Genomic DNA, 18,287 nt, shown 5'->3' with positions numbered 1-18,287 from the left:
CGCAAGGAAAAGACCATGAGTGTTGAACAGCGTACCGGCGGTTTCCCGCTGGCCCCGGACTATGCCCGCCTGCGTGCCCCTTTTGCGCCAATCTTCACGCGCATCGAGGAGACTGCACTGGCCCGCGAACAGCAGCGCGAACTGGCCTTCGAAGCGGTGAGCTGGCTGCGCGAGGCCGGTTTTGGTGCCTTGCGTGTGCCAAGCGAGCAGGGCGGCGCGGGCGCCACCCTGCCGCAGTTGTTCGAGCTATTGATCGAGCTGGCCGAGGCGGACTCCAACCTGCCGCATATCCTGCGCGCGCATTTCGGCTTCGTCGAAGGCCGCCTGTCCCGCGATGAAGCCGAGTCGCAGGCGTACTGGCTGGCCAAGGTGGTGGCCGGTGACCTGTGGGGCGCGGCCATGGCCGAGCGCACCGACACCAGCAAACAGAGCGTGACCCTGACGGCCGAAAGTGAGCAGAGCTGGCGCCTGGACGGCAAGAAGTTCTACTGCACCGGCACCCTGTACGCCGACTGGATCGCCGTGTCGGCGCTGACCGGTGAAGACTTCGTCAGCGTCTCGGTGCCCACCACCGCGCCAGGCGTGAGCCGCGACGACGATTGGGACGGTTTCGGCCAGCGCCTGTCGGGCAGCGGCACCACGCGTTTCGACAACGTCCCGGTGCCGTCCGAGTACGTGTTGCGTCGCTATGCGGCCGGCGAGCAGCGTCCCGAGTCCTATATTTCTGCCTTCTATCAGCTGTTTCACCTGGCGACATTGGCCGGCATTGCCCGCGCGGTGCTGCGCGACGCCAGCGAGTTCGTCCAGGGCCGGACCCGTGCCTTCGGTGTGCCGGGCCAGTCCAGTCCCAAGGACGATCCACTGGTGCAGCGTGTCGTCGGCCGCCTGTCGAGCCTGGCCTATGCCGCGCAGACCCAGGTACTGGCGGTGGCGCAGGTGCTGCAGAACGTCCACGAAGCCGAACGCGCCGGGCAGGCCAGTGAAGCCCACTACACCGAGGCCGAGGTGCGCGCCTTTCAAGCCCAGCAGATCGTTCTGGAGCAGGTACTGGAAGCCACCACGTTGTTGTTCGAGGTGGGCGGTGCATCGGCCACCAGCCAGTCGCGGCGCTTGGACCGGCACTGGCGCAACGCGCGCACGCTGGCCTCGCACAACCCGGCGATCTACCGCGAAAGGGCGCTGGGCAACTACTACCTCAACGGCATCAGCCCGAATGCCGCCTGGCGCGCTTCGCAGGCCGAGCACGCCGCCGCCCGATCCGAACCGGTCGCTGCTCTGCACGACGAAGCCAGCGCCGTCTGAACCGCCTTCAAGGAACCGCCATGAGCCCCAAACCGCAAATGAGCATCGGCATGAACATCCTCGGCTTCGGCTCGCACTCCGCCGCCTGGCGAATGGGCGAGGTGCCGGCCAATGCCTACCTGGATGCCGAGTACTACTGCAACATCGCGCGCATCTCCGAGCGTGGCACGCTGGACGCGATCTTCCTCGCCGACGGTCCGGCATTGGGCGGCGACGTGGCGCAGCACCCGGCCGGGCGCCTCGAGCCCACGGTGCTGCTGACGGCCGTGGCCCTGGCTACGCAACGCATCGGCGTGATTGCCACGGCATCGACCACCTATAACGACCCGTTCAACCTGGCCCGGCGTTTCTCTTCGCTGGACCATATCAGCGGCGGCCGAGCGGCGTGGAACGTGGTGACCAACGCTGGCGATGCCGCCGCGCAGAACTTCGGCCTGGCCGGTGCGCCGCTGCACGTGGATCGCTACGCACGCGCCGACGAGTTCATCGACATCACCCTCAAGCTGTGGGACAGCTGGGAGGACGACGCCATCATCGGCGATGCCGTCAGCGGCCGTTTCGCCGATCCGGCCAAGGTGCACGCGCCCGATTTCGTCGGCAAACACTTTTCGGTCAAGGGTCCGCTCAACCTGCCGCGCTCGCCCCAGGGCCGGCCGGTGTTGGTGCAGGCCGGCTCGTCCGAAGGTGGCAAGGCGCTGGGCTCGCGTTATGCCGATGCGATCTTCACCACCCAGACCACCCTGGAAGACGGCCAGGGCTTCTATCAGGAGATGAAACACCGCGCCCGGCAATGGGGGCGCAACCCGGCGCACTTGAAGATCATGCCGGGGCTGTCGACGGTGATCGGCAGCACCGAGGCCGAAGCTCATGCACGTTTCGATCGCCTCAACGATTTCTACGGCGAAGAAGGGCTGCTGTATCAGGTGGCCGCGCGGGTGGGCTTGAGCGTCGCCGAGTTGGACCCCGATGCGCCGTTGCCCTGGGACAGGATCGGCCCGGTGGCATCCTTCGAGCGCGGCTCGCACGGGTTTCTCGAAGCCCAGCTGAACCTGGCGCGCCGGGAAAACCTGAGCATTCGCCAATTGTCGCGGCGCATTCTGGTCGGCCACCGCTTGCTGGTCGGCACCCCGGAGCAGGTCGCCGACACCCTCGAGCACTGGTTCCTGGCCGGTGCTGCCGACGGCTTCAACATCATGCCGGACATGTTTCCGTCCGGCGTCGAAATCTTCGTCGATGAGGTGGTGCCGCTGCTGCGTCAGCGCGGTGTTTTCCGCCACGAGTACAGCGGCGACACCCTGCGCGATCACCTGGGCCTGCCATATCCGGCCAGCCAGTACGCACGCAGCGCCTGAACCTTTCATGCCCGCAACGGACCGATTCGAACCATGAAATATCGCACCCTTGGCAATACCGATCTCAACGTTAGCCTGCTGGGCCTGGGCACCATGACCTGGGGGCATCAGAACAGCGAGCAGGACGCCCATCGGCAACTGGACCTGGCCCTGGCGCACGGCGTCAATCTGATCGACACCGCAGAGATGTACCCCACCCCGACCCATGCCGAAACCTGGGGCAGCACCGAGCGCTTCATCGGCACCTGGCTGCAGCGCAGCGGGCGCCGCGCCGACATCGTGCTGGCCAGCAAGATCATCGGCCCACCGCGCCAGCCGGGCACCGGCGGGCATATCCGTGACGGCCTGACCCGCCACGACCGCGCCAACATCACCGCAGCACTGGACGGTAGTCTCAAGCGCCTGCAGACCGATTATCTGGACCTCTACCAACTGCACTGGCCCGACCGCACCACCAACATCTTCGGCCAGCGTGAATACCCGTACGTCGAGGACAATGGCAGCGTCGCCATCGAAGAGACCCTGGAGGTGCTCGGTGAACTGGTCAAGGCCGGCAAGATCCGTCACATCGGTGTGTCGAACGAGACCCCTTGGGGCGTTGCGCGCTTTCTGCAGCAGGCCGAGCAGCGCGGGCTGCCGCGCATCGCCAGCGTGCAGAACCCCTACAGCCTGTTGAACCGACTGTACGAAGGCGGGCTGTCGGAGTTCAGCCATCGCGAAGGGGTAGGGCTGCTGGCCTATTCGCCGCTGGCATTCGGCACGCTTACCGGCAAATACCTGAACGGCGCGCGACCACAGGGCTCGCGGCTGACGTCGGTGTATCGCACCTTCAACCGCTACGACAGCGAGTCGGCCAGCCGCGCCATCACCGCCTACGTGCAGTTGGCCAATGACTATGGCTACACCCCCGCGCAATTGGCGCTGGGCTTCGTCGCCCGGCAGCCGTTCGTCAGCAGCGTGCTGACCGGCCAGACCAGCGAAGCGCAGTTGCAGGACAACTTCAGTGCGCTGGACATCGAGTTCACCCCGACCCTGCTGGACAAGATCGCCGAGATCCATCGCGCGATCCCCAACCCGGCGCCTTGATCGGTACCTGCCCTACGGAGAATCGCCATGGCAATCAGCTCATCACTCACGGTGCTGGGTCCGGTACCCGCAGGCACGCTGGACGCAGGCATCGATCACCCTCGGGCGCGCACCCGGCTGCGGCCGGGACTGGTACTGGCCGGCGCGTTCGTTCTGCTGCTGATCGTGGCAGCCATCGCCCCAGGCCTGCTGACCACGGTCGATCCACTCGACGCTGTGGCACGCCATGCGTACCGAGCGCCCGAGGCCGTGTACTGGTTGGGCACCGACGAAAACGGCCGCGACGTCCTCAGCCGCCTGATCCATGGCGTGCGTCCGTCGCTGCTGCTGGGCTTGGCGGCCACTGCCATGGGTTTGGCGCTGGGCACCTTGCTTGGCCTGGTTGCAGGCCTGGGGCCGCGCTGGCTCGACGCCGCAGTGATGCGTGCGGTGGACGTGCTGCTGGCGTTTCCGGATCTGTTGCTGGCCTTGGTGATCATCACCTTTTTCGGCCAGGGCACGTTGAACCTGATCATTGCCGTCGGGATCGCCAGCGTGCCGCGCTACGCCCGCCTGGTGCGTGCGCAAACCCAGGTGGTGCGCGGTGCTGGCTACGTGGAAGCGGCGACGACGCTGGGCCTGGGTCGCGCGGCGGTGATCTGGCGACACGTGCTGCCCAATGCGATCAAGCCGATCCTGATCCTGGCCACCATCGGCATCGGCGGCAACATCACCGCTGGGGCGGCCTTGAGCTTCCTGGGTTTCGGCGCGCCGCCGCCCGCGCCGGAGTGGGGCACCATGCTCGCCATCGGCCGCAACTTTCTCGCCAACGCGTGGTGGCTGGTGGCGTGGCCGGCGCTGGCGATCACCTTTACCGTCATCTCCATCACCGCCATTGGCCGTGAACTGCTGCGTCGCAGCGAAGGAAAGCGCTTATGAATGCCATCGTCAATCCGCCGCAGCCGCTGCTCGACGTGCAAGACCTGCACGTGGCGTTCAGCGCCCACGCGCAACCGGTGATCCGCGGCATCAGTTTTCAGCTGGCCGCCGGCGAATGCCTGGCGCTGGTGGGCGAGTCCGGCTCGGGCAAGAGCGTCACCTCGCGTACCTTGGCCGGACTTACCGGCGCGCATTCCGAAGTGCAGGCCCGGCGCTTGTCGTTCGCCGGGCGTGATCTGCGCACGTTTCGCGAAAAGGACTGGTTGCAGTTGCGCGGTGCCCAGTTGGGTTTCGTCATGCAGGATGCGTTGGGGGCGCTTGACCCGCTGCGGCGAGTCGGTCAGGAAATCGCCGAGCCGTTGCGCCTGCACACCGAGATGAAGCGCCGGCAGCGCGAGTTGCGTGTCATCGAGCTGTTGCGTTCGGTCGGCGTTCCCGAGCCCGAACTGCGCGCACGCCAGCATCCGGGCCAGTTGTCGGGAGGGCTGCGCCAGCGCGCGTTGATTGCCTCGGCCATCGCCTGCAACCCCCGCTTGCTGATCGCCGACGAACCCACCACGGCGCTGGACGCGACCGTTCAGGCGCAGGTCATGAGCCTGCTCGAATCGCTGCGCGGCGAGGACACCGCCATGCTCATCGTCAGCCATGACCTGGCGGTAGTCGCGCGCCTGGCCACGCGCATAGCAGTGATGTACCGCGGGGTGATCGTGGAGCAGGGTAGCGTCGATCAGATTCTGCGCGACCCTCGCCATCCCTATACCCAGAGCCTGTTGGCAGCCGGTACCGCGGTGCATTTCCGCCGCGCCTACGGCGACTCGGCCGCGGCCGCTGCGACGCCTGCAGCCGGTGAAGTCCTGCTGCGAGCCGAGCACCTGAGCAAGTCTTTCCAAGGCCCGGACGGGCGTGTGCGCACGGTGGTGGCGGATGTTTCGCTGCGCCTGGAGCGCGGTCGTACGCTGGGTATCGTCGGCGAGTCCGGTTCGGGCAAGACCACCCTGACGCGGATGATCCTGGGGCTGGAGCGTCCCGACAGCGGCGACGTGTGGATCGACGGCCAGCGCTGGTCCGATCTGGACAACGCCCAGCAAGCTCGGGTCCGGCACAGCATTCAGGTGGTGTTCCAGGATCCACTCGGCTCGTTCGATCCGCGCTATACCGTGCAACGGGTCTTGTTCGAAGCGCTGCAAGTGGCGGGGCATCCACGGGCGACCTGGGACGCTCGGGCCGAGCGCTTGCTGGCGCTGGTGAAAATGGATGCTGCGGTGCTCGATCGGCGGCCCATCGAATTGTCCGGCGGGCAGCGTCAACGCGTTGCGATCGCCCGCGCACTGGCGGCCGAGCCACAGATTCTGGTGTGCGACGAGCCGGTGTCGGCGCTGGATGTGTCGGTGCAGGCGCAGATTCTGCAATTGCTCGACGATCTCAAACACCGGCTGGGGCTGGCGTGCCTGTTCATTTCCCATGATCTGGGGGTGATCAACCACGTCAGCGACCATGTGCTGGTGATGAAGGACGGCGAAGTGGTGGAGGCGGGCGCAGTGCGCCAGGTCCTCGACCGGCCGCAGCACCCTTACACCCAAGCCCTGCTCAGCGCCGTACCGACCTTGCAGACCGGCGCCCTGCGCGCGCTCACCTATCTGCCCCTGGCGATCTGAACGAACACCCCGGACGCGGCTCGCGCCGCTGCTACACGGTTTGCGCGTTCCTCTGTAGCAGCGGCGCAAGCCGCGTCGGCGGCATACGCGGTGCACCAGTAGAAACGCAACATCCCGGACGCGGCTCGCGCCGCTGACACTTGGAGACTATCGTTTGAAACCCTCGTACAAGGATCGTCAACACGCCCTGCGCAGCTGGAACATCCAGTCGCTGCCGGACACGCCCTTTGCCTTTGCCCGCTTCTTCGTCGGCCATTTCCGCGGTTGGTACCTGGCGATTCTCCTTTTGCAGGTCGTGGCGGTCACCTGCACGGTGCTGGTGCCCTGGGTGCTGGGGCAGATCACCTGGGTGGTGAGCCACGCCAGCGCGGCGACCCTCGACTGGCAGACATTGAGCCAACCTCTGCTGCTGTTCGCCGGCCTGTTGCTGCTGGAAATGCTGTGCACCCGTGGCGCCACCGGTGCGCACATCCGGGTGCTGCCGCTGCAGCGACGCACCGTGACCCATGCGGTTTACGCTTACCTGCAGCGTCACTCCCATCGCTTCGTCAGCAGCGAATTCGCCGGCGCCCTGGCGCACAAGATCTCCGAAGTCTCCATGGGCGTAGGCCAGGCGCTGGCGCTGTTGCTGTTCGACCTGATTCCGTTGCTGGTCACCCTGACGCTCGCCGTAGCGGTGCTGGCTACGGCCTCGGTCTGGCTGGCGCTGTTCATGTTCGGCTGGTCGGTGTCGTTCATCACCGTCTGCTATTTCCTGGCCAAGCGCAGCCATCCGTTGTCCCAGCAATACTCGGCGGCGCGCAGTACCAGCAACGGCAAGGTGGTGGATGCGGTGTCCAACCTGACCAACATTCGCCTGTTCGCCCGGCATTCGTTCGAGCATCGCTACCTGGGCGATTACCTGGACCGCGAGCTGAAAGCCGCAGGCCGTTCGTTTGGCTACATGGAGAAGATTCGCTGGTTCCAGTCGATCTGCGGGTTGTCGCTGAAGGTCGGCATGCTGCTGATCGCCCTGTACCTGTGGCGCCTGGGCAGCATCGACATCGCGACCTTCGTGATGGCTACCAGCCTGTCGCTGTTGATCATCACCGACGTGGCCAACCTGTCGCGGCGTTTCCTGGACTTCTTCGAGGCCACCGGCAACATCGCGAACGGCGTGCGCACCCTGATCCGCCCCCATGAAGTGGTGGATGAGCCCGATGCCCAGCCGCTCGCCGCCGTGCGCGGCGCCATTGAGTTTCGCGACGTGAGCTTCGGCTATTCACCGCAGAAACCGGTGTTCGAACACCTGCAGTTGTCGATCCCGGCGGGACAGCGGGTGGGTTTGGTCGGCACGTCCGGTTCGGGCAAGTCGTCGCTGCTCAATCTGCTATTGCGCCTGTACGACGTCAATCAGGGCCAGGTGTTGATCGACGGCCAGAATGTGCGCAGCGTGACCCAGCATTCGCTGCATCAGCAGATCGGTCTGATTCCTCAGGAGCCGGGCCTGTTTCACCGCAGCATTGCCGAAAACATCAACTACGGACGGCTGGATGCCAGCCCGCAGGAATTGGCACAAGCCATCCACCGCGCCGGCGCCAGCGCGTTCATCGACGGCATGGACCAGGGCGCGGATTCGCTGGTCGGCGAACGCGGTGTGAAGCTTTCCGGCGGCCAGCGCCAACGGATCGCCATCGCCCGCGTGCTGCTCAAGAACGCACCGATCTTGGTGATGGACGAGGCGACCTCGGCGCTGGACTCGATCACCGAGCGTTTCATTCAGGAGAAACTCGACGAAATCATGCAGGACAAGACCGTGATCGTCGTGGCCCACCGGCTCTCGACCGTCGCCCACCTGGACCGCATCCTGGTGTTCGAGGACGGCCGTATCATCGAAGACGGCTCCCACGATGACCTGCTGGCAAAGCAGGGCCAGTACTTCCGCCTATGGAGCCGCCAGGCACAGAACGCGCACGACGAAGAAGTCGCATCGGCTTAGCCTGATCGTGATTCGCCGCAGAATAGCGGTGTGTGGGGCGAGTTATGTGCCTGCTGAAGCTATTGCACAGCGAGGGCATTCAGGATTGCCCTCGCCAAGGTCGTGCACGTCACCAGTTGGAGCGTGGCCGCTGCCTTGTGTGGAAGATCCCGAGGATCTGCAGGCGATCGCCACAAATCCGGTACGGAATCAGATAGGACCAGTTCGGAACCGCCCACTCGCGTGTGTGTTTGACCCGACCCTCGCGTCCCATCGTAGGAAACTGCGCGAGTTTATCAACACTTGCGAAGATTGCATCTGCGAAATCATCTGCAGCTTTCGGATTTTCCAACGCAATGTAGTTGGCTTCGTCCTCTAGGTTCTTGAGGGCCTTTTCCAGCCATTCAACCCTCATTCCGACTCCAACGCCGGGCACGCATGGCCGCTACTCGTTCCTCATCGGCAAATTTGCCGTTGTCGGCTTCCTTTACCGCCTGCTCGATTTGCGCTGTCAGTGTTTTTTCATGTTCGATGTAGTCGCGAAGGACGTCCATGGCTAGATAGCTCGCGCTCTGGCCATGGCTCTTGGCAAGGTCCGAAAGAGAGTTGGACAGATCTTCCGGAAGGTTCAGCGATATACCGGTCATGGCAACCTCGGCGTTGAGTGGTGGTGAATATATTACACCGCAAAACCCCTTGAGCATTGGCGGGTTGTCGCGAGGTATGTATGAAGCCGCTCGCGACAGCGGCTTTTTCCGACGGTAGTCAAATCAAATAATCCAGCACTCCAAAGGCTCCGGCGCAGCAACTGTCTGCCAGGCAACACCCATTCAACAAAATGCCTCGTCACTTCATTCACCCAGCGCTGGAAAGCCCCCGCAACAACGGGGCGGAGCAGTCGGCATGGCTTGTGCAATCACCCCTTGTGAGCTTCAGCATCGACACAAGGCGCAGTCCGACCCATGCCAGACATTCATCCGCGTTCTTCTGCAAGACCCCATGGCGGTATCGCGTGGGCCGGTTTGTTGGCCGTCAGCTTGCTGCTGGGCGGTTGCGACAACCATCCCACCAATGCCGCACGCACCGACACCCCCGTCAGCGGCGGCACGTTGATCTATGCCACCGACCGCGAGCCGACCTGCCTGGACCCGCATGTAGCCGGCGACATGCCGCAAGTGTTTCTCGCCCAGCAAGTCCTCGATTCACTGGTGTCGATGGATGCCGAAGGTCATATCGGGCCATGGCTGGCGAAAAGCTGGGAGATCTCTCCCGACGGCCTGACCTACACCTTCCACCTGCGCGACGAGGTGCGCTTCACCGACGGCACGCCGTTCAACGCCGCGGCGGTGAAGGCCAACCTCGACCACATGGCCAACCCCAAGACCCAGTCGAGCACCGCGGGCGGCTACATCCGTCAATACCAGCGCACCGATGTCCTCGACAGCTACACCGCCCAAGTGCACCTGGCCACACCCTACGCGGCATTCCTGGAAGTGCTGGCGCAAGGTTTTCTCGGCATCGAATCCCCCGAAGCGCTACTGCGCTCGCGTGATGTGAACTGCGAAAGCCCGGTAGGCACCGGCCCCTTCAAGGTGGTGCGCTGGGACCGTCAAAGCCAGGTCGTGCTTGAACGCAACCCGCAGTACAACTCGGCGCCGCCCACGGCCCGGCACCAGGGGCCCGCGTATCTGGAGCGCATCGTCTGGAAGTTCATCCAGGAGCCGTCCGTGCGTTTCGCGTCGCTGCAGGCCGGTGAAGTGGACGTGATCGAAGCGCTGCCACCCGAATCCCACGAAGCGGCGCGGCGCAACCCGGACCTGCAACTGATCATTGCCCAGCGCCCCGGCAACCCCACCAACGGCACCCTGAACATCCGCCGTGCGCCGTTCAACGATATCAAGGTGCGCGAGGCCTTCGTGCGCAGCGCCGACATCGAAGGTGCCTTGAAAAGCGTCTACTTCGGCGAGTTTCCCCGCGCCGGTGGTCCGCTGAGCAACGCCACGCGCTTCTACAGCCCCGACTTCGAACACGCCCAGGATTACCATCCGGCACGTGCGGCACAACTGCTCGACGAAGCCGGCTGGACCGGTCGCGACGAGGACGGCTATCGCCTCAAGGACGGCAAGCGCCTGCAGGTGAGGGTGATCCTCGGCAACCGCACGCCGCCATCGGAATTCACCTTGTGGGAGCAGGTTCAGGCCACCACGCGGCAGGCCGGCATCGAACTGATCATGGAGCAGATGAGCGATGTGCAGGCGACCAAGCGCCAGGCCGATTGGGATTACGACATCCGCGTCGGCTACTGGAATACCAACACCGCCGACGTGCTGCGGATCATCTTCAGCAGCGCGTTCATCCAGCCTGCGGGTGTCGGCGGCTATCACCAGAACTCCGCAGGCTTCAGCGATCTGCAGTTCGACGATCTGGTGCAACAGGCACTGGCCACTCAGGACGCCAGCCAACGCCAGGCGTTGTACCGCCAGGCGCAAGCCGTTGCCTCCAGCCACTACCTGCAACTGACCACCTACCCGCAAAGCACTCGGCTGGGCATCTACAAGACGACCCAGGGGGTTCGTCTGGAACCCTCGCTGGCCGTGACCTACCTCTATGACGCCTGGGTGAACAAATGACCACGACACGCGTAACCGTCGCGCCGCCGGACCCGCGCCGTCAGCGTTTGCTTCGCCTGGGCCGCCGCGCGGCCGTGCGCCTGGGCGGTGGACTGCTGGTGTTATGGGCGGTCGCGACGCTGACCTTCTTCGCCCTGCGGCTGATGCCGGGCGATCCGGTGCAAGCCATTCTGGGTGGACCCAGCGGCAACCCGACCCCGGAAACCATCGCCGAGGTCACCCGCGAGTACGGCCTGGACCGGCCCCTGGCGGTCCAGTACGGGCTGTATCTGCTGCGCCTGGTGCAAGGCGACCTGGGCGTTTCCTACTCCCAGCACATGCCGGTCACACGGGTACTGGCCGAGCAGGCTGGGGCGACGCTGGAACTGACGCTCAGCGCGCTGCTGCTGGCGTGGCTGCTGGTGCTGGCCCTGACCGTGTTCAGCGCAGGTCGCCGCAGCTGGGTCGGGCGCCTGGCGTCCCTGGCTGAAACCCTGTGCGCGGGCCTTCCGCATTTCTGGCTGGGCATCGTGCTGCTGGCGGTGTTCGCCTTCGGCCTGCGCCTGTTCCCACCGGCAGGCAGCGACGGCTGGCGGACCCTGGTGCTGCCGACGATCGCACTGGCGGTACCGCTGGCCGGGTTCATCGGCCAGGTCACCCGCGAATCCCTCGAGCTGACCCTGGAGCAACCCTTCGTGCTGACCGCGCGCACCCGTGGCCTGAGCGACGCGGCAGTGCGCTTCAAGCACGCGCTGCGCCATGCCGTCTTGCCGGGGGTGTCACTGTCGGGCTGGGCGATCGGCGCGCTGATCAGCGGTGCCGTGGTGATCGAAGTGATCTTCTCGCGCAGGGGGCTGGGCCGTCAGTTGTATCAGGCGGTGCAGCTTCAAGACTTGCCGTTGACCATCGGCATCAGCCTGGTGGTAGCCGCCGGTTACGTGCTGGCCAACATTCTCGTCGACCTGGTGTACCAGTGGATCGACCCACGGCAGAAGGAGACCCTGGCATGAGCGATCTGACCCTCGAAAGCCCGGCGCTGCCGCTGCGCAGCCAACGTCGACCGCGTCGGATTCACCTCGGTGCAAGCCTGTCCATCGCCTTCCTGGCGCTGGTGATCGTGGCCGCGCTGGTACCGCAGCTGTTCGCTCACGGCGACCCGCTGGCCATCGTCCCGCGCGACGCCTTTCATCCACCTGGGTGGGCGCATTGGTTCGGTACCGACCAGTCCGGTCGCGACATCTATTCACGGGTGATTCACGGCGCGCGCCTGTCGCTGTTCGTTGGCCTGGCCGCGACGGCCCTGGCGATGAGCATCGCCATTGCCCTCGGTCTGCTGGGCGGCCTGGGCGGGCTGCGCACCGACCGCGGCGTGGGCTGGTTGCTGGAAGTGCTGTTCGCCTTTCCCAGCCTGGTGCTGGCGTTGCTGTTCGTGGCCATTTTCGGCAGCGGTATCGGGCCGCTGATCATCGCCACTGGCCTGGGCGCGGCGCCCGGGTATGCGCGGATGGTCCGTGGCCAGGTGCTGGCGGTGCGCAACGCCGGCTACATCGAAGCGGCGCGCGCCCTGGGCCACCCGACTCGCCGCATCATCCGGCGACAGCTGCTGCCCAACGCCATGCGCCCACTGATCGTGACCCTGACCATGGGCGTCGGTCAGGCCATCGTCTGGGCCTCGGCGTTGAGCTTCCTCGGCCTGGGCGCGCGGCCGCCGACGCCGGAGTGGGGCACCATGCTGTCGATGGGCCGCGACTTCATTGCCAACGCCTGGTGGCTGACGTTTTTCCCCGGGCTCTTCATCGTTCTCACCACCTTGTCGACCACCGTTGCCGGTCGCTATCTGCAACAACGCCTGGAGGGTCGCCTGACATGAGCCACAAGACGCTGATCGTCGAAGGCCTGAGCGTCGAGTTCGCCGGGCAGAGTGTGGTGCGTAACCTGTCGTTCACCTTGCCGCCGGGCAAGACCCTGGCCTTGGTCGGCGAATCCGGATCGGGCAAGAGCGTCACTGCGCGCAGCCTGATCGGCCTGGCCGGGGAGGGCGCGCAGGTGCGGGCACGGCGCCTGCAATATGGCGATCTCGACCTGCTGGCCTTGAGCGACCGCCAGTGGCGTCGGGTGCGCGGCAAGGACATCGGCTTCGTGCTGCAGGATGCCTTGGTTTCGCTCGACCCGCTGCGGCCGGTCGGCAAGGAAATTCTCGAAGTATTGCAGACCCATGGTTGGGGCGACCGTGCCTCCCGTGCCGGGCGGGTGCTGCAACTGCTGGAACGGGTCGGCGTACCGGAACCGGCCCTGCGTGCCCGCCAGCGCTCTGGCGAGTTGTCCGGCGGCCTGCGCCAGCGTGCGTTGATCGCCAGCGCCCTGGCCCTGGATCCTGGGCTGGTGATCGCCGACGAGCCGACCACCGCACTGGACGCTACCGTCCAGGCGCAGATTCTCGGGGTACTGCAGGAGATCAAAGCCCAAGGCAGTTCGTTGCTGATCATCAGTCACGATCTGGCGGTGGTGGCGCAATTGGCCGACGAGGTACTGGTGCTGCAGCACGGTGAAGTGGTGGAGCAGGGCAGCATGCATCAGGTGCTGACCGCGCCGCGCCATCCCTACACGCGCAGCCTGCTCGATGCGGTGCCGGCCGAGCATGCGCGTGGCACTCGGCTCAGCCCAGGTGAGCGTACCGCCACGATCGCCCGCACGCCGTGCCTCGATCAGCCGGTGCTGTTACACGCCCGTGGCCTGGGCAAGCGCTACGTAGGGCCTGATCAACAGGTACGCCAGGTGGTCGACGGCGTCGATTTCGAACTGCGTGCCGGCCAGACCCTGGGCATTGTCGGCGAATCCGGTTCGGGCAAGACCACCGTGGCGCGCATGGCCCTGGGGCTGCTCGAGACAGACGATGGCCAGGTGCGTTTCCTCGATCAGCCGTGGAACGGCAGCGCCGACGCACGGGTCGCCGAAAGCCAGCGCCGAGCGCTGCGGCGTGACATCAGCGTGATCTATCAGGACCCGCTCAGTTCGTTCGACCCGCGCTGGAACGTCGGGCAGATTCTTGCCGATGCGCTGGACGTGGCCGGCGTCGTCACCGCCGAACAAGCGCCGCACATCCGCCGCCTGCTGCAACAGGTGCGCCTGCCTGCCGAGCTGGCCGCGCGTCGGCCCCTGCAGTTGTCCGGTGGCCAGCGCCAGCGGGTGGCGATTGCCCGCGCCATTGCCAGCAACCCCAAGGTCATCGTCTGCGACGAGCCGGTATCGGCACTGGATGTCTCGGTACAGGCCCAGGTGCTGGATCTGCTCGCTGACCTGCAAGCCGAGCTGGGCCTGGCCTACCTGTTCATTTCCCATGATCTGGGCGTCATCCGCCATGTCAGCGACGAGGTGCTGGTGATGCGCCATGGCCAGGTGGTCGAGCACGCGCCGGTCGAGCAGTTGTTCGAGTCGCCACAGCACCCGTATACGCAACGCTTGCTGGGAGCGGTGCCACGGCTGCCCAGTGCCGGCGTGCCGTTGCAGGTGCCCCCACTGGAGCCGGAAAACGCCGTGCTGCTGTTCGATGAATCCCGCTTGTGGAAGATCGCCATCTGAAGGCGTCGCGCTGCTCCTTACACCCATTTCAAGACAGGAACCGTTCATGACTCAAGCTGCGAAAGTCACCCCTTCCACTGCACCCGAAGCGCCGCTGAGCGTGGCACAGTTGCTGGCACGCGCGGAGCAACTGCTGCCGGACATCGCTGCCGGCGCCGCGGCGCGCGAACGTGATCGTCAACTGCCTTACGAGGCCGTCGCGCAGATTGCCCAGGCGTTGCTCTATACCCTGCGTATTCCCGCTCGTTACGGCGGCCCTGGCGGCTCGGTCAAGGACGTCATCGGCCTGCTGGTGCGCATCGCTTCGGCAGATTCCAATGTGGCTCAAGCGCTGCGGCCAGGTTTCGCTTTCATCGAAGGGCTGCTGGTGTCCCGAGCCGAAGGCGCCGAGCAGGAACGTCAGCTCTGGTTCGCCCGTTACCTGCAAGGGGCAGTGCTGGGCAATGCCGGATGGGAAGTAGGCGGTGTCAACGGCGCGATCAGTGCGCGCATCGTGCGCGAAGGCAACCACTACCGCGCCAACGGCAGCAAGTTCTACAGCACCGGGTCGCTGTACGCCGACTGGATCAGCGCGGTGGCGTTGGACGAGCACGACCAGCCAGTGTCATTCATGCTGCCCCGTGACCGCGAAGGGTTGGTGCTGCTGGATGACTTCGATGCCATGGGCCAACGCTTGACCGCCAGTGGCACGACGCGCCTGGACAACGTGCAGGTGTACGCCCATGAAGTACGCGCACGCACGGTGGAAGAGGGCAAGCGTACGCTGGTGACGCCGTTCCTGCAGTTGTTCCTGGCCTCGGTGCAGGCCGGGATCGCGCGCAATGCGCTGAACGATGCAGTGGCGTTTGCGCGCAATCATGCGCGTCCGATCAAGCACAGCAGTGCCGCTCAATCGGTGGATGATCCGTATGTTGCGTTGAGCGTGGGCGAGATTTCAGCGCGCGCCTATACGGCCGAGGCGTTGGTGCTCAAGGCCGCCGAAGCGATCGATCGCGCCTGGGGGGCCGGGCTCGACCCGGCGGCAGTGGATGAGGCGGCGATCGAGGTCGCGCAGGCGCAATACATCGCCGCCGAATGCGCGCTCAAGGCGGCGGAACGGGTATTCGATGTGGGCGGTGCCTCCACCACAGGGCGTGGTCACAACCTGGACCGGCATTGGCGCAATGCCCGCACGGTGGCCAACCACAACCCTCGCGACTGGAAGGCCGCAGCGGTGGGCACCTGGCAGCTCAAGGGCACGCCACCGCCAACCTCGGGATTGTTCTGAAAGACAGTCGACCCGACATCCACCGTAGGAGCGGTCAGCGGCCGCGAAGGCTTCACCGCGCAGTGCCTGCTACACCGCAACGTCCTTTTCGCGGCCGATGACCGCTCCTACGGTTTTCTCTGTATGCAGGAACGGTCAGCGGCCGCGAGTGGCTGGTTCAGATTGACAGCCTGAACACCCGAGCATCGGGCTGATCGGAAACAGCACACCTTTTGTTCACCGCCAGTTCGCCCATCTTGATCAGCCTGGTGCGGGTCACGTTGCGGCTCAGGCCGAGCAGGTTGGCGGTGTGCACCTGGTTGCAATGGCTGAAACGATAGGCCGAGCGCAGCAGGGCCTCCTCGACTTTCTCGTGCAGGTCACCGACCTGCTCGTCGAACAGCCGCTGGAACAGCCGGTCCAGTGAAGCCTCCACCGAATCGTCCACTGCCGGGCTGTCATCGGCGCGTTCGATGCGCATGTTCGACAGGCGCAGGTCGTCGCGCTCGATCACGCCGTTGCGGCAGATCAACAAGGTGTGGTGAATGACGTTCTCGAGTTCGCGAATATTGCCCGGCCAGCTGTAGTGCAGCAGCTTGTGCTCAGCCTCGGGTGACAGCGTCGCCTGTTTGTAGCCCAGACGCTTGCAGTACACATCGAGGAAGTGCCGGGTCAACGCGATGATATCGCCGGGCCTTTCGCGCAGTGGCACCAGCTCCAGGCTGACCACGTCCAGCCGGTAATAAAGATCCTCGCGAAAGTTGCCGGCATTGATGGCTTTTTCCAGCAGCACATTGGTCGCCGCCAATACCCGAACATCAATGGGGATGCTCTTGCGCGAACCCAGGCGTACCACTTCGCGCTCTTGCAGTACGCGCAGCAACTTGACCTGGATGGGCATCGGCAGGTCGCCGATTTCATCGAGAAACAGAGTCCCGCCGTTGGCCTCCTCGAACCATCCGGCTTTGGCTGTCAGCGCGCCGGTGAAAGCGCCTTTTTCGTGACCGAACAGCTCGGCTTCCACCAGCGACTCGGAAAACGCTCCGCAGTTGACGGCCACGAACGGCTTGTTACGCCGCCCACTGAGGTTGTGGATATGGCGCGCGACCAACTCTTTGCCGGTGCCGGTTTCACCGATGATCAGCACGCTCGCCTCGCTGGGCGCGACTTGCTCCAGATGCGCCAGCAAGGCCCTGGACTTCGGGTCTTCGAACACCTGGGCAGTGGCGCGAATGGAGGTGGCGAGGGCGGGCGATGGGGGGAGTGTCAAAAGCTGCATGGCGACGCCTTCAAAGTGCAGAGTAAAAAGAATGAGTCGATCTAAAGCCACATCTGCGCTGCCTGGGCAGCCACTGCGACACTGAAGGGGATACTAAAGGATATAAAAAACGATCGTTAAATACCTTATGAGCATTAGCTTATGTCGTGACGTAAAAAACGTGACAGTCCGTCGATGCACCTGCTCGGCTTGCAAGGTCGTTGTCGGTAGAGCGCAACTGGTTAATTCTGCTGGAGAAATGAATATTTCTCGAATCAACCCGTTGTTGCCTGCGCAACAGCTAAGTTGTTCAGCTGTTCTGCAGTCAACAGTGAATTGCACGCGCTAAATCACAAACTTTCCCTTATGTCAGATAGGCAGTTTGGGATAACAAACAATTACTTTTCGAACCCGTCGAGTTTGACCATCATTCGCCCGCCGAAGAGGCCGATTGGACTTGTTTCTTCACGATCACCCGTCAACAGGAGTAACTGATGAATAACCTCAAGGCCGCCCTGGAGGTGCGGTGGCATCCGGTACCCGGCGATGTGCTCGACCTGGGCCGGGTGTTCCGCGAGCCCTTGGGCGAGCTGCGTCTGCAACGTGCGCCGAAGCGTATCCTCGGTCGTCGCGAGGGCGTGCTGCTGGGGGTGTTCGCGCTGGTGCTGCATGGGGCGGTGATCTATTGGATCAGTCAGACCCCGACACCGGCGCTGCCTACAGTGCCGCCGGAAATCCCACCCATGACGATCGAGTTTTCGCAGCCAGCGCCACCGCCGGTGGTGGAGACGCCGCCGCCACCGCCCGAGCCGGTCGCACCGGTTGTCGAACCGCCACCGCCTGTCGAGGATGAATTGGCGGCCAAGCCAGCACCACCGCCGCCCAAGCCAAAGCCTCAGCCCGTGGTCAAGAAGCCGGTGCCAAAGCCTGCGCCCAAACCGGTCGTGCAACCGCCTGCGCCGCCGCAATCCGTGGCCGCACCGACGCCGCCCACGCCGCCTGCACCCCCTGCGCCGCAACCGGTGACACCGGCCTCGGCCAATGCCGGCTACCTGCACAATCCGGCGCCCGAGTATCCGGCCCTGGCCATGCGTCGCAACTGGGAAGGGACCGTGCTATTGCGCGTTCACGTGCTGGCCAGCGGCAAGCCCAGCGAGGTTCAGGTACAGACCAGCAGTGGTCGCACCCAGTTGGACGACGCTGCGCTGGCAGCGGTGAAACGCTGGAGCTTCGTCCCGGCCAAACGGGGCTCCGACCCAGTCGACGGCTGGGTCAGTGTGCCGATCGATTTCAAACTGCGCTGAACAACTTTTCTTGCACCAAGC

General features: G+C 64.8%; 15 protein-coding genes. 12 read left to right on the top strand and 3 right to left on the bottom strand.

All coding sequences use genetic code 11. The features are described 5' to 3' along the window. Positions 1-15: 15 nt before the first annotated feature. From IFT80_RS09045 to IFT80_RS09020, 6 genes are all read left to right on the top strand, one after another. Positions 16-1,302: an acyl-CoA dehydrogenase family protein gene (locus IFT80_RS09045; RefSeq protein ID WP_122477626.1), complete on the top strand. Its 1,287-nt coding sequence runs from the start codon at positions 16-18 to the stop codon at positions 1,300-1,302. Positions 1,303-1,322: 20 nt separating this feature from the next. Then, entirely contained in the window at positions 1,323-2,654 is a 1,332-nt protein-coding gene (locus tag IFT80_RS09040) for an LLM class flavin-dependent oxidoreductase (RefSeq protein WP_192137367.1), read from the top strand. 33 nt (positions 2,655-2,687) lie between these two features. Further along, entirely contained in the window at positions 2,688-3,740 is a 1,053-nt protein-coding gene (locus tag IFT80_RS09035; protein ID WP_192137365.1) for an NADP(H)-dependent aldo-keto reductase, read from the top strand. A 27-nt stretch (positions 3,741-3,767) separates the two neighbouring features. Continuing rightward, positions 3,768-4,658: an ABC transporter permease gene (locus IFT80_RS09030; RefSeq protein WP_192137363.1), complete on the top strand. Its 891-nt coding sequence runs from the start codon at positions 3,768-3,770 to the stop codon at positions 4,656-4,658. Beyond that, positions 4,655-6,313, top strand: coding sequence for a dipeptide ABC transporter ATP-binding protein (locus IFT80_RS09025; RefSeq protein WP_192059762.1), 1,659 nt, complete (start codon positions 4,655-4,657; stop codon positions 6,311-6,313). Before IFT80_RS09030 ends, IFT80_RS09025 begins: the two co-directional genes overlap by 4 nt. 154 nt (positions 6,314-6,467) lie before the next feature. After that, positions 6,468-8,291 carry an ABC transporter ATP-binding protein gene (locus tag IFT80_RS09020; protein ID WP_244652377.1) on the top strand — a complete coding sequence of 608 codons (1,824 nt, stop codon included), beginning with the start codon at positions 6,468-6,470 and terminating at the stop codon, positions 8,289-8,291. Between the two features lie 109 nt (positions 8,292-8,400). On the opposite strand, the gene IFT80_RS09015 is transcribed toward IFT80_RS09020, so the two are convergent. Both IFT80_RS09015 and IFT80_RS09010 read right to left on the bottom strand, forming a co-directional pair. After that, positions 8,401-8,685: a type II toxin-antitoxin system RelE/ParE family toxin gene (locus IFT80_RS09015; protein ID WP_122477635.1), complete on the bottom strand. Its 285-nt coding sequence runs from the start codon at positions 8,683-8,685 to the stop codon at positions 8,401-8,403. Then, positions 8,675-8,917: a CopG family ribbon-helix-helix protein gene (locus IFT80_RS09010; RefSeq protein ID WP_122477637.1), complete on the bottom strand. Its 243-nt coding sequence runs from the start codon at positions 8,915-8,917 to the stop codon at positions 8,675-8,677. The genes IFT80_RS09015 and IFT80_RS09010 overlap by 11 nt, the downstream gene beginning before the upstream one ends. Positions 8,918-9,232: 315 nt before the next feature. Here IFT80_RS09010 and IFT80_RS09005 point away from each other — a divergent pair, with 315 nt between their 5' ends. The 5 genes from IFT80_RS09005 to IFT80_RS08985 are packed head-to-tail and all read left to right on the top strand — an operon-like array spanning position 9,233 to position 15,725. Beyond that, positions 9,233-10,900, top strand: a complete 1,668-nt coding sequence (locus IFT80_RS09005; RefSeq protein WP_192137361.1) for an ABC transporter substrate-binding protein — start codon at positions 9,233-9,235, stop codon at positions 10,898-10,900. Continuing rightward, positions 10,897-11,889 (top strand): ABC transporter permease, encoded by a 993-nt coding sequence (locus IFT80_RS09000; RefSeq protein WP_192137359.1) that lies wholly within the window; start codon positions 10,897-10,899, stop codon positions 11,887-11,889. The genes IFT80_RS09005 and IFT80_RS09000 overlap by 4 nt, the downstream gene beginning before the upstream one ends. Beyond that, positions 11,886-12,749, top strand: coding sequence for an ABC transporter permease (locus IFT80_RS08995; protein WP_192137358.1), 864 nt, complete (start codon positions 11,886-11,888; stop codon positions 12,747-12,749). Before IFT80_RS09000 ends, IFT80_RS08995 begins: the two co-directional genes overlap by 4 nt. Further along, entirely contained in the window at positions 12,746-14,458 is a 1,713-nt protein-coding gene (locus IFT80_RS08990; RefSeq protein ID WP_122477644.1) for a dipeptide ABC transporter ATP-binding protein, read from the top strand. Before IFT80_RS08995 ends, IFT80_RS08990 begins: the two co-directional genes overlap by 4 nt. Before the next feature lie 46 nt (positions 14,459-14,504). Continuing rightward, complete coding sequence (locus tag IFT80_RS08985; RefSeq protein ID WP_192137356.1) at positions 14,505-15,725, top strand: acyl-CoA dehydrogenase family protein; 1,221 nt, start codon at positions 14,505-14,507, stop codon at positions 15,723-15,725. 157 nt (positions 15,726-15,882) lie between these two features. Here IFT80_RS08985 and IFT80_RS08980 read toward each other — a convergent pair whose 3' ends face one another. After that, complete coding sequence (locus IFT80_RS08980; protein ID WP_192137354.1) at positions 15,883-16,983, bottom strand: sigma-54 interaction domain-containing protein; 1,101 nt, start codon at positions 16,981-16,983, stop codon at positions 15,883-15,885. Positions 16,984-17,456: 473 nt separating this feature from the next. On the opposite strand from IFT80_RS08980, the gene IFT80_RS08975 reads away from it, so the two are divergent. Further along, a complete protein-coding gene (locus tag IFT80_RS08975; protein ID WP_122477647.1) occupies positions 17,457-18,266 on the top strand; it encodes an energy transducer TonB in 810 nt (269 codons plus the stop codon). Positions 18,267-18,287 lie beyond the last annotated feature (21 nt).

This window comes from Pseudomonas sp. CFBP 8771, from assembly GCF_014841695.1.
In the GTDB taxonomy this organism is placed as follows: Bacteria; Pseudomonadota; Gammaproteobacteria; order Pseudomonadales; family Pseudomonadaceae; genus Aquipseudomonas; species Aquipseudomonas baltica.
Note: the sequence above shows the minus strand (reverse complement) of the source record. Positions and strands in the feature narration are given on the sequence as shown.

Excerpts from the sequence above, each read along its gene's own strand:
- IFT80_RS09025 (WP_192059762.1), top strand. The coding sequence starts at position 4,655 with ATGAATGCCATCGTCAATCCGCCGCAGCCGCTGCTCGACGTGCAAGAC.
- IFT80_RS08990 (WP_122477644.1), top strand. The coding sequence starts at position 12,746 with ATGAGCCACAAGACGCTGATCGTCGAAGGCCTGAGCGTCGAGTTCGCC.
- IFT80_RS09015 (WP_122477635.1), bottom strand. The coding sequence starts at position 8,685 with ATGAGGGTTGAATGGCTGGAAAAGGCCCTCAAGAACCTAGAGGACGAA.
- IFT80_RS09035 (WP_192137365.1), top strand. The coding sequence starts at position 2,688 with ATGAAATATCGCACCCTTGGCAATACCGATCTCAACGTTAGCCTGCTG.
- IFT80_RS08985 (WP_192137356.1), top strand. The coding sequence starts at position 14,505 with ATGACTCAAGCTGCGAAAGTCACCCCTTCCACTGCACCCGAAGCGCCG.
- IFT80_RS08995 (WP_192137358.1), top strand. The coding sequence starts at position 11,886 with ATGAGCGATCTGACCCTCGAAAGCCCGGCGCTGCCGCTGCGCAGCCAA.
- IFT80_RS09005 (WP_192137361.1), top strand. The coding sequence starts at position 9,233 with ATGCCAGACATTCATCCGCGTTCTTCTGCAAGACCCCATGGCGGTATC.
- IFT80_RS08975 (WP_122477647.1), top strand. The coding sequence starts at position 17,457 with ATGAATAACCTCAAGGCCGCCCTGGAGGTGCGGTGGCATCCGGTACCC.
- IFT80_RS09000 (WP_192137359.1), top strand. The coding sequence starts at position 10,897 with ATGACCACGACACGCGTAACCGTCGCGCCGCCGGACCCGCGCCGTCAG.
- IFT80_RS09040 (WP_192137367.1), top strand. The coding sequence starts at position 1,323 with ATGAGCCCCAAACCGCAAATGAGCATCGGCATGAACATCCTCGGCTTC.
- IFT80_RS08980 (WP_192137354.1), bottom strand. The coding sequence starts at position 16,983 with ATGCAGCTTTTGACACTCCCCCCATCGCCCGCCCTCGCCACCTCCATT.
- IFT80_RS09010 (WP_122477637.1), bottom strand. The coding sequence starts at position 8,917 with ATGACCGGTATATCGCTGAACCTTCCGGAAGATCTGTCCAACTCTCTT.
- IFT80_RS09030 (WP_192137363.1), top strand. The coding sequence starts at position 3,768 with ATGGCAATCAGCTCATCACTCACGGTGCTGGGTCCGGTACCCGCAGGC.
- IFT80_RS09045 (WP_122477626.1), top strand. The coding sequence starts at position 16 with ATGAGTGTTGAACAGCGTACCGGCGGTTTCCCGCTGGCCCCGGACTAT.